The following is a 13,585-nucleotide window of genomic DNA, read 5'->3' on the forward strand; positions in this document are numbered from 1 at the left end:
ACCGAAGGCTTTTGGGGCATTATCAAATCAGAGATGTATTATATATCTGATTTTTGCAATGAAGAAGAATTACGTAAGGCAATCGATGAATATATAGATTATTACAACAACTATAGATATCAAGAAAGATATGGTACTCTAGCACCTATTGAAGTAAGAAATGCTGCATTAAGAAATGATAATCCAATTCAATATCCTATTCCTGAAAATAAACGAATACAAGCTTATAAAGCAATGTTAGAATCAAAGAAACAAAGTGCATAAAAAATGCGACCAATAATATGGTCGCATCAACTTATACATTTTTAATTATTTAACCTGTCTACTTGACAGAGGTCAGTTCATAATAAAATGCAATAGCCTTATTTTATTTAATATTTGTAACTGAGATCATTTTATATCCTCTTTCATTTAATATATATTAAAAAGTTAAAAGAAAATTGCAAAATATTATAGTATTTATATTATAATACTATAATATAAACTTCTAAAATAGTATAATGAGTATGGTAAGATATAAAAAATATGGGGAAATAGATTAAGGCATCTTCAAAAAATAACAAGCTAATATGCTAGTCTATTTAAAAAAATGTCTAAACATTATTTAGGGAGAACAAGTATGATACAGGTAATTGGACTTAAGAAGAATATAGAATTAGAAATAAGAGAAAAGCTATCATTAAATACAAGAAAACAAGAAGAATTTACAAATGAACTTTTAAATTATTTTAATGAAGTAGTTATAATAAGTACCTGCAATAGGACGGAAGTCTATTTAAATAGTTCTTACACAGTAGAAGAAGGCTTGGAAAAGGTTTTTCAAGTTTTTAACTGGGATTTGAACTTTAAAAAATACTGTTTTTGTTTAGAAGAAGAAAATACAATAAAACATTTAATGGAGGTAGCTTGTGGCTTGCATTCAAGAATATTAGGTGAGGATCAAATACTTGGGCAAATTAAAAATGCGTATAAGCAAAGTTTAAAGCTAGGATCTGTTAAATTAGAACTGCAAAGGTTGTTTCAAGAAGCTATAACCTGTGGAAAAAGATTTAGAACAGAGGGAAAACTTTATGAAATACCAGTTTCATCATCATCAATAGCTATTAATGAAGCAATAAATTCAGGAGCTAAAAACTTTATGGTAATTGGTTTTGGAGAAGTTGGTAAATTAGTTGTAAAATATGCTTTAGCTCATGATATAACTTCACTAATATTAGTAGTTAGAAATGTAGAAAGTATTACTGACTTAATAGATAGTAGAGTTAAAGTTATGAACTATGATGAGGGTAGAGAAAATACTGATAATATTGAATGTATTATTTCGTGTACATCAGCACCTCATTTGGTAATAGAAAAAAAGCATGTTAAGAAAGATGGAAATCCTTTAATTATATTTGATTTAGCTCTTCCAAGAGATATTGAGAAAGAAATTGGAGATTACAAAAGAGTTAAATTATATGATATTGATGATATTAGCGCTATGGATGATGTTAATAAAAAACTTAGAAATGAAAGAATGCAGTATTTTAAATATATTACTAATGATGCTATTAAAGAGTATATAGATTGGAAAAAGCTAAGAGGTATATCACCACATATTAAAAATATAAAAGAAGCCGGAAATAAAGTAGTAGAAGAAAGATGCGACAGCTTTTATAATAAATGCAAAAATTCAGATGATATAAAACTTGCTAAGACATTAATTAAAAGTACATCAGATGCTTATGTAAATAGGGCAATAGAAGTCTTAAAGGAAGAAAAGCTAAAAGGTTGTGAGGATGAATGTCTACGAATACTGGAGAAAATATTCGAACTAAGGAAATAGAATATACATATCTTGCACTAATGTCCCATAAATTAAGAGTTGGAATTATCGGTGGAGGAAAAGCAGGTTTTATAAAGGCAAAAAACTTTATTGAAAAAGGATGTTATGTGGAGATATTGTCAAAAACATTTCTAAACGAATTCATAAATATAGAATGTGATAATATAGTGCTAAATAAGAGACCATATAACAAAAATTTTATAGAAGACAAACATATTATTATATTAGCTTTAGATGATAAGAAATTAAGAGAAGAGATTTCTTCCAATTGTGAAGAGTTGTTTAAAATATTTATAGACTGCTCAAATTTTAAAGAAGGAATGGCAGTAATTCCTGTTCAAAGAGAAATTTCAAATATAAGTTTTGCATTAAACACAAAGGTTGGAAACCCTAAAGGGGCAGTTTTAGCAGCAGAAGCTGCTATGGAAACTTTAAAAGGTTATGATGACTTTATAGAATATACAGGGTTAATAAGAAACAAAGCTAAAAATTTAGATTATAATAAAAAAGAAATAATAGATTTTATAAGTACAGAGGATTTTAAATTCATTTGGAAAAAAAACAAAAGTGAATTAGCTTTGAAATTATTTTTCGGGAAATATATAATAGAAAAATTAGATATGAGGTGATGTTATGGAATTAATTATAGCAACAAGAAAAAGCATGTTAGCGCAAGTTCAAGCAGATAGAGTAATGGAACTTATAAAAAAGAATAGTGGATTAGATTCAAAAAAACTTTTAGTAATGACAGAAGGGGACATGAGGTTAGATGTGACTTTAGATAAAATTGGTGGAAAAGGTTTGTTTGTAAAGGAAATAGAAATGGCATTAGCAAATGGGGAAGCACATGCGGCAGTACATAGTATGAAAGATGTACCGTTTTTATTGCCAGAAGGTTTTGAATTAGTTGCAATGCCAGAGAGACAAGATGTAAGAGATGCATTTGTATCACAAAATGGTATTAAAATTAATGAATTAAGAAATGGTGCTATAGTAGGAACAAGTAGTATTAGAAGAGCTGCACAATTAAAAGTGCTAAGACCAGATATAGAAATAGTACCTATAAGAGGAAATGTTCAAACAAGGCTTGAAAAAATGAAAAATCAAAATATGGATGGAATTATTTTAGCAGCAGCTGGATTACATAGATTAGGAATTGAAGATATAATAAGCGATTATTTTAACCCTGAAATATTTTTGCCAGCTATAGGACAAGGGGCACTTGGAATAGAATGTTTAATTGGTGCTGAAACTAATAAATACTTTAAAGCTTTAGACAATGAAGAGGTTAGAGTAACAGTTGAAGCAGAAAGAAGTTTTATGAAAGTGCTAAATGGAGGTTGTCATACTTTAATAGGTGCTTATTCACAAGTTAAAGGAAATGATTTATATATGATAGGAACATTTAGTGTAGGTGGGAAAATAGTTAAAAAAGATATTATAGGAAATAAAGAGAATAACATAGAGCTTGGAATCAAACTTGCAGAGAAGATATTATTAGGATAAGTGATGATTTTTAAAATATTAAAAAAAGATACTATAGATTAGTATTCATTGAAGAGGAGCACATATAATGAGTAAAGTTTATATAATTGGAACAGGTCCTGGAGATGAGGAGCTTTTAACATTAAAAGCTACTAGAGTTTTAAAAGAATGTAGCGCTGTTATGTATGATAGATTAGTTTCAAATAACGTATTAAACTATTTAAATGATAATTGCGAAATATATTATTGTGGTAAAGAACCTGGCTGTCATTATAAAACACAAGAGCAAATAAATGAAATGTTAGTTAAACTAGCTAAAGAAGGTCACACAGTTGGAAGAATAAAAGGTGGAGATCCTTATGTTTTTGGAAGAGGTGGAGAAGAAGTTCTATCACTTGTAGAAGAAAATATTGAATTTGAAGTTATTCCAGGAGTAACATCTCCAATATCAGTATTAAATTATGCAGGTATTCCTATAACACAAAGAGGAATGGCACAAAGTTTTCATATTGTAACTGGAATGTCCGCAGGAGTTTTAAAAATAAACTGGGAAGCCTTAGCTAAAGAAAATGGTACACTCGTATTTATGATGGGGCTAGATAACCTAGAAAATATAGTAGATAACTTAGTAGCAAATGGGAAAGATATTAATACAGCTTCAGCTGTTGTTATGAGGGGAACATCTTCAAAACAAAGAAAAGTAGTTGGAACTTTAGAAAATATTTCAGAAAAAGTTAAAGAAGCAGGTTTAAAATCACCTTGTATAATTGTAGTTGGAGAAGTTGTAACTTTAAATGAAAAATTAGCATGGTATGAAAACAAACCATTGTTTGGAAAAAATATATGTGTAACACGTTCAAAAGAACAAAGTTCAAATCTTAAAAATAAATTAAGAGAATTAGGAGCAGAAGTTACAGAAATAAACTCTATAAAAATTAAAGAAACTAAAAGTAATTTAGAAAGCTACATTAATAAATTAGAAAATTATAATCATATAATATTAACTTCAGTAAATGGAGTAGAAATGTTCTTTGATTATTTAATAGAGAAAAAATATGACATAAGAAAACTTAAAGCAAAATTTTCAGTAGTTGGAAAAGCAACAAAAAAAGCTTTAGAAAAAAGAGGGATACCAGCCTTTGTTATGGCAAAAGAATTTGTTGGTGAAGGATTATTTAAAGAACTAGCGCCACATTTAAATAGTGGAGAAAAAGTACTTATGCCTTGTTCTAAATTAAGTAGAGAATATTTAAAAATAGAAATTGAAAAACTAGGAGTAGAAGTAGATAGAGTTCATACTTATGATACTCTTTGTGGAGAAATTAAAAATATAAATGCTTTTAGTGAAGTAGATTTAATACTTTATACAAGTCCAAGCACAGTAAATAACATGGTATCAATGGTAGGATTAGATAAAATAAAAGAAAAGAAAAATATTGCTATAGGACCACAAACATTTAAAGCGTTAAAAGATCATAACATTGAATGTGAAATGTGCAAGAATCATTCAGAAGATGGATTCCTTGGAGAAATAGTAGATATGTATAAAATAGAAAGCAAATAGAAAAGTTGATTGGTAAATTTCACACCCCACGCGTAGTTTGGTGAATTAGAAAAAATTACACATGGGTGCTAAAAAATTAGGAGGCTATTATGATAAAAAGAGGTAGAAGGTTAAGAGAAACAGCATTTATAAGAGATATGGTAAGAGAAAATACTTTAACAAGTAATGATTTTATATTTCCTATATTTGTTGTAGAAGGGGAAAATATAAAAGAAGAAATATCATCACTTGAAGGTAATTATCATTGGTCAATAGATAGGCTACCAGAAGTTATTAAAGAAGTAGAAGACCTTGGAATTAAAGGGGTAATTTTATTTGGATTACCAGAACATAAAGATTGCACAGGTTCAGAAGCTTATAGTGAATCTGGAATAGTTCAAAAAGCAGTGGCAAAAACTCGTGAAACATCAGATAAACTATATGTAATAACTGATGTTTGTATGTGCCAATATACAGATCATGGACATTGCGGAATTTTAGATGGTGATGTAGTTAACAATGATAGAACTTTAGTTAAGATTGGAGAAATAGCTCTATCACATGCAAAAGCTGGAGCTCATATGGTTGCACCTTCTGATATGATGGATGGTAGAGTCGGTTACATAAGAAATATACTTGATATAAACGGATATGAAAATGTAGCAATAATGAGTTATTCTGCTAAATATTGCTCTGCATTTTATGGCCCATTTAGAGCAGCTGCAAATTCAGCACCAAAGTCTGGAGATAGAAGAACTTATCAAATGGACCCAGCTAATGCAAGAGAAGCATTACACGAAATTGATATGGATGTAGAAGAGGGAGCAGATATCATAATGGTTAAACCTGCACTTTCATATTTAGATATAATTAAAGGTGCAAAAGAAAGAGTAAATGTTCCAGTATGTGCTTATAGTGTAAGTGGAGAATTTGCAATAGTTAAAGCAGGAGCAAAACTTGGACTTATAAATGAAAAAGCAGTAGCCCTTGAAATGTTACTTTCAATTAAAAGAGCAGGGGCAGATATGATAATTACTTATTATGCATTAGAAGCTTCAAAATGGATTAAAGAAGATAATAAATAAAGATATTATATTAAGTAGCAATTTAGTAGCAAGATATTGAGCTACTAAATTGCTATTATAATATAAAGATTAATATGTGTGGTAAAATAGATAACATAGAAATGTAGTAGATGATTTAGGAGGAAAACAAAATGAAGAACTCTAAAATATTTGAAGAATCAAAGAAGTATATGCCAGGTGGAGTAAATTCACCAGTAAGAGCTTACAAGGGAATGCCTATAACACCACCAATTATTAAAAGTGGAAAAGGCGTAATTATAAAAGATGAAAATGGAAAAGAATATATAGATTTTGTTTTAGCTTGGGGACCTATGCTACTTGGACATAGTGATGAAGATGTAGTTACTACTATTTGCGAAACTGTGCAAAGTGCAATAGCATTTGGAGCACCAACAGAGCTAGAACTTTTAATGGGAAAATTCCTATGTGAAAACTTAGAAAATATAGATATGGTTAGAATGGTTAACTCTGGGACAGAAGCTACTATGAGTGCTGTTAAACTTGCAAGAGGATATACAAATAAAAGCAAAATAATTAAATTTGCAGGATGTTATCATGGACATTTTGATGGTTTCTTAATTGAAGCAGGCTCTGGAGTTTTAACAGAAGGAATACCAGGATCACTTGGAGTTCCTAAGGAAAGTATAGAAAATACACTTATAGGTGTTTATAATAATGGAGAACAAGTAAGAGAATTATTTAAAACCTATGGGAAAGATATAGCAGCTATAATAATAGAACCAGTTGCAGGTAATATGGGAGTTATAAAAGCTGAAGAAAACTTTATGAAAACATTAAGAGAATTATGTGATGAATATGGTGCATTACTTGTATTTGACGAAGTTATGAGTGGATTTAGAGTTGCATTTAAAGGAGCACAAACATTATTTAATGTAAAACCAGATTTAGTAACATACGCTAAAATAATGGGTGGTGGGCTTCCATGTGGAGCTTATGGTGGAAGACGAGAAGTTATGGAACAACTATCTCCAATGGGAGGAGTTTACCAAGCAGGAACAATGTCAGGAAACCCAGTTGTTATGGCAGCAGGCCTTGCAACATTAAATAAATTAAAAGAAAACCCAGATCTTTATACACATATAGAAAAAATGGGAGAAAGATTAGAAAAAGGTATGCTAGAAATAGCAAAAGAAAAGAACATTCCACTAGTAGTTAACAGACAAGGTGGAATGATGACAATGTTCTTTACTAATCTAAAAGAAGTAAGATGTTATGATGATGTTAAAACTTGTAATGTAGAAATGTTTAAAAAATACTTCCTGCATATGCTAGAAAATGGATTCAACATACCACCATCACAATTTGAAGCATTATTCTTAAGTGTAAAACATAATGAAGAACATATAGATAAATTTTTAGAAACATTTAGAAACTTTAATTAGAAGGAGCAACTATGAGAAAAGCGATTTTATTAGTATGTTTTGGAACAGCAAATAAAGATGCAATAGAGAATTGTATTGTACCAATGGAAGAAGAAATAAGAAAAGAATTTAATAATAAATACTTAGTGTTAAAAGCATTTACATCTAAAACACTAATTAATATATTAAAAATCAATGAAAATATTCCAGTTCTTAGAATAGATGAAGCACTATTTTATTTAAGTAGTGAAGGATATGAAGAAGTGGTGATTCAACCACTCCATGTTATGGCAGGAACTGAGTATGAAGATATAAAAGAAATTATGAATACCTATTCCAAATCATTTAGAAGTTTAAAAATAGGCAAAACACTACTTGGGTACAAAGAAAAAGAACTAGAAAAAGCCTGTGATAGATTTATAGATGCAATAAGCCGTGAAGTTCCAAAAGATAAAAATGTAGTGCTAGTTGGACATGGTTCAAAAAATGGATCAAACGAAAGTTATTATAAATTAGAAGAAAGATTCAAAGCACTGGGTTATGACAAACTATTAATAGGGACAATAGATGGAGAAAGAAATGTAGATGTTATAATTAGTGAGTTGAAAGAAAAAGAGATTAAAGAAACACTACTAATACCAATACTAATGTTACCAGGAAACCACGCGAAAAAAGATATAGAAAGTGGAGAAAAATCTTGGGCACATAAGCTGAGAAAGGTCGGTATTGAGGTGGAGGTTAATATGAAGGCTTTGCTTGAGTATGAGGATATACGAAGGGTTTATGTTGAGGAGATTAGAGGGTTGATAACATAGAACTATAGGTATATTGAACACTTTTATATTAATTTAGAATTATAATTAGTGAAGCGTATCTATGGAGAATCAAAATTATTAAAAAAAATAATTAAGAATTAAGTATATTAAGTTTTAAAAGAACAGCTTAATTTATTTCAGTTATTTTTATTGTATATAGAAAAAGTATGTTTTCAACTTTTAATATAGAAATTTTTAGAATAATGAGTAGAAAATAAAACTATTGTAAATTTAAGTTAATCAAATTAAGCCAATGATGAAAAAGCATCATTGGCTTGTGTTATAATTATTTTAGTAAGTTATTGGAAAGTACAAGTAAACTAGGATTTGAGGAGGAATGAGTATGGACTGGATTATTAAACCGAATTGGGATATATTTAAAGCAAAGTTTAGTGAGAATCCACAGAACAACTTTGAGTGGTTTTGTTATTTACTTTTCTGCAAAGAATATGGGCAAGAAAAAGGAATATTTAGATATAAAAATCAGTCAGCCATTGAAACAAACACTATATCTATAGGAGATAAAATTATAGGTTGGCAAGCAAAGTTTTATGATACTACTTTATCAAGTAATAAGGCAAAACTACTAGAAACAGTAGAAGCTGCAAAGACAGATTACAAAGATATAAATATGTTAATATTTTATACTAATCAAGAATGGGGACAAGGTAAAAAAGAGAATGATTCTAAAGCTAAGAAAGAAGTAGAAGATAAGGCGAAAAAATTAGGGATTGATATACAATGGTATACAGCTAGCTTTTTTGAGTCGCCATTTGTGGTTGAGGATAATAAAGAGATAGCAAAGCATTTTTTTTCATTAGAAGAAAGTATTATAGAGAGAATAAATAAGAAAATTATACCTAGAGTAAGGGAACTAAATGAACAGTATAAAAGTACATTTAGGGGAATAAAAGGAACTTTTATAAATAGACCAGAAATAGATAAATGTATTGAAGATATTAAACAAGATAAATCAGTTATTATACATGGTAAGGCTGGGCAGGGAAAAAGTGGGTGCACTCAAGGTGTTATTGAGTACTGTGAAACACAGGGGGTTCCGTATGTTGCAATTAAATTAGATGATAGAATTCCGGAACAAAATGCAGATAAGTGGGGAGAAGAGTTAGGTTTAACAACATCAATTCCTATGGCATTGAGTATGCTTTGTGAAAATAAAAGAGGCGTTATTATACTAGATCAATTAGATGCATTACGTTGGACTAATGTACATTCAAGGCAAGCTTTAATTACATGTACAGAAGTAATAAAGAGAGTAGAAGAAATTAATTTAAATAGAAATAAAAAAATATCTATTATTTTTGTATGTAGAACCTATGATTATGAGAATGATCCATATATAAAGGCTCTATTTAATAGTAATAATAATGAAGAAAACAAAGAAAAAATAGGTATAGAATGGAAAGAGATTATAGTTGAAGAATTAGCAGAAGATGTTGTTAGGCAGATTGTTGGAGTTAGATATGATAAATTATCTTACAAAATGAAAAAAGTACTTAGTATTGCTAGCAATCTCTATATATGGGAACATTTGGAGCAAGAGAGTATGTATGATGACTATTCAACTGCTAATCAACTTATTCAAAAATGGTGGGAACAAATAAAAAAAAATTGTACTGATAATCTAGTTGATGAAGTAGAGGTTGAAGCTACTAAAGAAGAACTTATAAATAAGATTAATACTTTAGGAAAATTACATATAAGTGTCAAGCTGCTAAATAGATTGAAAGTAACAGAAAGAAGTTTAACGTATTTAAGTTCAAATGGCTTCATAGTTAAGAGTAATAATACTATTTCATTTGCACATCAGAGTATTTCAGATTATTTTTTAGCAAAAGAAATGTTAAAGAGATATTTTGAAGGTGAAGATATTATAAAGATAATAGGCAATAGGGACAAACAAACTCCTCAAAAAAGATATCAGGTTCAGATGTTATTACAGGATATACAGACAATAGATGAAGAAGAATTCATTAAAGTTGGAATACAAATGATGAAATCAAATGAGATTAGGTTTTATGTTAAATATGTATTTTTTGAAGTCATTGGACAAGCTATTACTATAAGTTATGCCACTAAAAATTTTATTTTAAAATACTATGATGATTATGAGTATGGAAATCATATTATAGATGGAATAATTTCAGGACACGCAGTATTTGTGCAACTATTACTTGATAATGGTATTTTAGATAAATGGATGTCTTTAGATGACAAAAAGGATAGGGCTATAAAGTTATTGCAAAGTATAAGTCCTCAGTATAGGAGTGAAGATATAGATTTTATAAAAAGATATTTATTTAAATCAATGGAGGATGATGAAAAGTTTAGTAGATGTTTTTCTTTTAGGATTTATGATGATATAGATGAAATATTTGAGTTGAGATTAGCATTCTATGAAAGGTATCCTAATTTTATTGATAGGTATATTGATTTTAAAGAATTATTTATTAGATGCGAAGTAAGAGCTTTGAGAATATTCGAATTTGTATTGAAGAATGAATTGAAAGGGCGTGGGATATATCAGGAGGAAGAAAAATTTTTAGATAAGGATAATGAGGTATTAATAGAGAATGTAGAGTTGATATTGGATACATTATTGGTATATATTCCACAGGAGGAAGAAGGATGGTGCTCTAGATGGAATGCTAGAGAGTCTTATAACCAAGGTTTGGGACGAGCTTGTGTTGAAATAATAAAAAAGGCAAATATGGTTTTGATAAAAAGAAATCCAGAAGAGTTCATTCATAGATATAAGAAATATTTTAATAAAGTATACAATGTGTACAATGAAATTATATTAGATGGATTAAAGAAATTTCCTACAGAGTTAAGTAATTTAGTAATAACATGTTTATATGATAATTTCAATAGTCTTATTTTTGATAAAAGTAGTGCTACAAAAAATAAGCTTGATAAGGTAAAGGATGTTATAGAACTACATTCTAGATGGTGTGATAATGAAACATACTTAAAACTGGAAGAAAAAATTATATACTATATAGACCCTAGAGCAAAGGAGTGGTATAAAAGACGTATAGAGTTTAATAGAGATAAAAGTAACAATACAAATGTATATTGGAGGTTTTGGGGAGATTTACAAATAGTGCTTCTTCCTGTACTACCTAAAGATAGAATGTCGCAAAAAGCAAAAAGTATATTAGAGGTTCTTGAACGAAGAAATAAAACTTTAGAAGAAAACAATGTATATGATAAAAATAGTTGCCGTTCTGGTAGTGTTTATTCTCCTATATCAGGTAAAATGTTGAGTAATAAACAGTGGGTACAAATTTTAACTAATACTAAATTGATATTTAGAGACAGAAGTTCACGATGGGTAGAAATAAAAGGAGGATTTGTTAAAAGTTCAATAGAAGAGTTTGCAAGTGAATTAAGAGATGCTGTTAGTAAAGAACCGAAAAGATTTATAAATTTGATATTAGACAACAGTTTAAATATAAATGATGTTTATGTAGATGCGCTTTTTAGTGGAGTTACCTATAGTGAAAAGTTAGAAGAAGTTAACAATAAAATGTTAGAAGAATTGATATTAACATATAAATATGATTATGAGGGATATAGGGCAAGGTATATTTGTGACATGGTACGTAAAAAAAAGAATGGAGAGTGGTCGTACCAAATATTGGATATGATTAAGGATGTTGCTTTAAATCATATTGATTCTAAAATTGATCAACCTAATGTGACGTCACCAGATTATAAGAAAATGAAATCATTTAATATGCTAAGTAGCAATGCATTAAATTGTGTTAGAGGAAGTGCAGCATCAGCTATAGGAAAGCTTTTATGGGATCACAAAACATTATTTGAATATTTTGAGGATGTCATTATAAAGCTATGCCAAGATGTAAATCCAGCTGTAAGGTTAGCAACATTAGATATTCTATTTCCTGCATATAACATTAATAGAGTATGGGCGATAGAAAAAATAATGAATATATTAAAAAATGACTATAGACTTGCGGGATATAGAGGTATGAAGCAGATGTTTTTTTTCACTCATAATGAGAATCAAGAGGAGATAGAAAATATTATACTAAAATGTTTCTATGAAGAAGATGAGGATTTGGTAAAAATAGGTGCATATACTTTGGCTGAAATGTATATTAGTCTAAATAAATTTACAGGAGTAGTAGAGAATGTAGAAAGTTTAAATCAAGAGCAAGTTAAGTATATACTTGAAATGGTTATAATTTATTTTAATAAGGAAGAGTACAATGAATTAGCTAAGAGCTTAATTATGAAGTATATATCACTAGACTTAGATTTAGAATTTCCAATTTGCAGAATTTTTTATGATAATTTAATAGATATAGAAAGAGATGAAGAATTTTTAAAGAATCTAGTATCTTTTAAAAGTAGCAAGAAAATAGTAAGTGCTTTTGTACGTTATTTAGAAAAGAGTGATCAACCTATTATTGCATATAAAGATGTTATTTTTGCTATAAGTTATAACATAATTGAGAATAATATTGATTCAGAAGATTATATTTATGGGTTAGATGAAGAAATATCTAAACTTATAATAGGATTATATGATGAAGCATCACAAGAAAAAAATGAAGAGATGAATGCTATAGCTAACGAATGTCTATGTATTTGGGATTTAATGTTTGAAAAGAGAATAGGAGCTGCAAGAATATTAACTTCTAAAATGTTAGATAGATAAAAAAATTAAACATTCACTTAACTAGGGTCGTGAAGAATATCTGTGGAAATTAAGAATAAATATGTAAAAATAGAAATGTGATGATTGAAAAAGATAGTGAAATTTTAATTTTTACTGTCTTTTTTATTAGACTTACGAATAAAACTATATGAATTATTAAAAGGAAAGTAAATGTAAAATCACAAAATTTATAGTATAATGAATATGATTATTTAGGTAAGTTCGGTAATTCTTCCCTCACAAAGGGGTCAGGTACTTGTAAGAAAAAGGATAGAGGTTCAAGAATAAGGACCTCTGAAATTCAGTTTTTTACCAAGTGCAAGCGTAAGGCTAAAATCACTGGATTTCAGGTGAAAGTAGAATAAAAAATATAAAAATTTAAATTATGAAACTGCAATGGAGTTATAAACTGGTACCTATAGAATGGACAGTTAGAAAAAAGTGCTAAACATTTATTTAACTGACTCTATTTTATAGGGTCTTTTTTTATTGTAAAATATTTTAAAGGAGGATTGTAGTTATGGGAAGAATCTATTTTACAGATGAACAATTGAAAGATTTATCAGTAAATCCATTTGTAAAAAAAGCTAGTAATAAAGCTATTACTTATACAGATGAATTTAAGGAGTATTATGTTTCTGAATATAATACCGGGAAAATGCCATTAGAAATACTACGGAATGCAGGATTTGATGTTAAGGTTTTAGGAAAACAGAGAGTTGATAATTTATCGCGCCGATTT

General features: G+C 28.8%; 10 protein-coding genes. All 10 read left to right on the forward strand.

Translation table 11 applies throughout. The annotated features are described in order from the left end of the window. Nucleotides 1–264: IS3 family transposase (locus BLS77_RS18785; RefSeq protein WP_139164877.1), on the forward strand; the 264-nt coding region annotated here is incomplete at its 5' end. A 355-nt stretch (nucleotides 265–619) separates the two neighbouring features. Beyond that, entirely contained in the window at nucleotides 620–1,825 is a 1,206-nt protein-coding gene (gene hemA, locus BLS77_RS18790; protein ID WP_089973614.1) for a glutamyl-tRNA reductase, read from the forward strand. Then, on the forward strand, nucleotides 1,783–2,454 hold the full coding sequence (locus BLS77_RS18795; protein ID WP_089973617.1) for an NAD(P)-dependent oxidoreductase: 672 nt from the start codon (nucleotides 1,783–1,785) through the stop codon (nucleotides 2,452–2,454). Before hemA ends, BLS77_RS18795 begins: the two co-directional genes overlap by 43 nt. A gap of 4 nt (nucleotides 2,455–2,458) precedes the next feature. Then, nucleotides 2,459–3,331 (forward strand): hydroxymethylbilane synthase, encoded by an 873-nt coding sequence (gene hemC / locus BLS77_RS18800; protein ID WP_089973620.1) that lies wholly within the window; start codon nucleotides 2,459–2,461, stop codon nucleotides 3,329–3,331. 67 nt (nucleotides 3,332–3,398) lie between these two features. Then, nucleotides 3,399–4,874, forward strand: coding sequence for a uroporphyrinogen-III C-methyltransferase (cobA, locus tag BLS77_RS18805; RefSeq protein ID WP_089973623.1), 1,476 nt, complete (start codon nucleotides 3,399–3,401; stop codon nucleotides 4,872–4,874). Between the two features lie 89 nt (nucleotides 4,875–4,963). Further along, nucleotides 4,964–5,938 carry a porphobilinogen synthase gene (gene hemB, locus BLS77_RS18810; RefSeq protein ID WP_089973625.1) on the forward strand — a complete coding sequence of 325 codons (975 nt, stop codon included), beginning with the start codon at nucleotides 4,964–4,966 and terminating at the stop codon, nucleotides 5,936–5,938. Between the two features lie 131 nt (nucleotides 5,939–6,069). After that, entirely contained in the window at nucleotides 6,070–7,341 is a 1,272-nt protein-coding gene (gene hemL / locus BLS77_RS18815; protein ID WP_089973627.1) for a glutamate-1-semialdehyde 2,1-aminomutase, read from the forward strand. An 11-nt stretch (nucleotides 7,342–7,352) separates the two neighbouring features. Then, nucleotides 7,353–8,135: a sirohydrochlorin cobaltochelatase gene (locus tag BLS77_RS18820; RefSeq protein WP_089973629.1), complete on the forward strand. Its 783-nt coding sequence runs from the start codon at nucleotides 7,353–7,355 to the stop codon at nucleotides 8,133–8,135. A gap of 343 nt (nucleotides 8,136–8,478) precedes the next feature. Beyond that, nucleotides 8,479–12,843 carry a hypothetical protein gene (locus tag BLS77_RS18825; protein ID WP_089973631.1) on the forward strand — a complete coding sequence of 1,455 codons (4,365 nt, stop codon included), beginning with the start codon at nucleotides 8,479–8,481 and terminating at the stop codon, nucleotides 12,841–12,843. A gap of 520 nt (nucleotides 12,844–13,363) precedes the next feature. After that, on the forward strand, nucleotides 13,364–13,585 hold a 222-nt coding region (locus BLS77_RS18830), incomplete at its 3' end, for an HTH domain-containing protein (protein ID WP_341423498.1).

It is taken from the genome of Clostridium gasigenes (assembly GCF_900104115.1).
Classification (GTDB): domain Bacteria; phylum Bacillota; class Clostridia; order Clostridiales; family Clostridiaceae; genus Clostridium; species Clostridium gasigenes.

Excerpts from the sequence above, each read along its gene's own strand:
- hemA (WP_089973614.1), top strand. The coding sequence starts at position 620 with ATGATACAGGTAATTGGACTTAAGAAGAATATAGAATTAGAAATAAGA.
- BLS77_RS18795 (WP_089973617.1), top strand. The coding sequence starts at position 1,783 with ATGTCTACGAATACTGGAGAAAATATTCGAACTAAGGAAATAGAATAT.
- hemC (WP_089973620.1), top strand. The coding sequence starts at position 2,459 with ATGGAATTAATTATAGCAACAAGAAAAAGCATGTTAGCGCAAGTTCAA.
- cobA (WP_089973623.1), top strand. The coding sequence starts at position 3,399 with ATGAGTAAAGTTTATATAATTGGAACAGGTCCTGGAGATGAGGAGCTT.
- hemB (WP_089973625.1), top strand. The coding sequence starts at position 4,964 with ATGATAAAAAGAGGTAGAAGGTTAAGAGAAACAGCATTTATAAGAGAT.
- hemL (WP_089973627.1), top strand. The coding sequence starts at position 6,070 with ATGAAGAACTCTAAAATATTTGAAGAATCAAAGAAGTATATGCCAGGT.
- BLS77_RS18820 (WP_089973629.1), top strand. The coding sequence starts at position 7,353 with ATGAGAAAAGCGATTTTATTAGTATGTTTTGGAACAGCAAATAAAGAT.
- BLS77_RS18825 (WP_089973631.1), top strand. The coding sequence starts at position 8,479 with ATGGACTGGATTATTAAACCGAATTGGGATATATTTAAAGCAAAGTTT.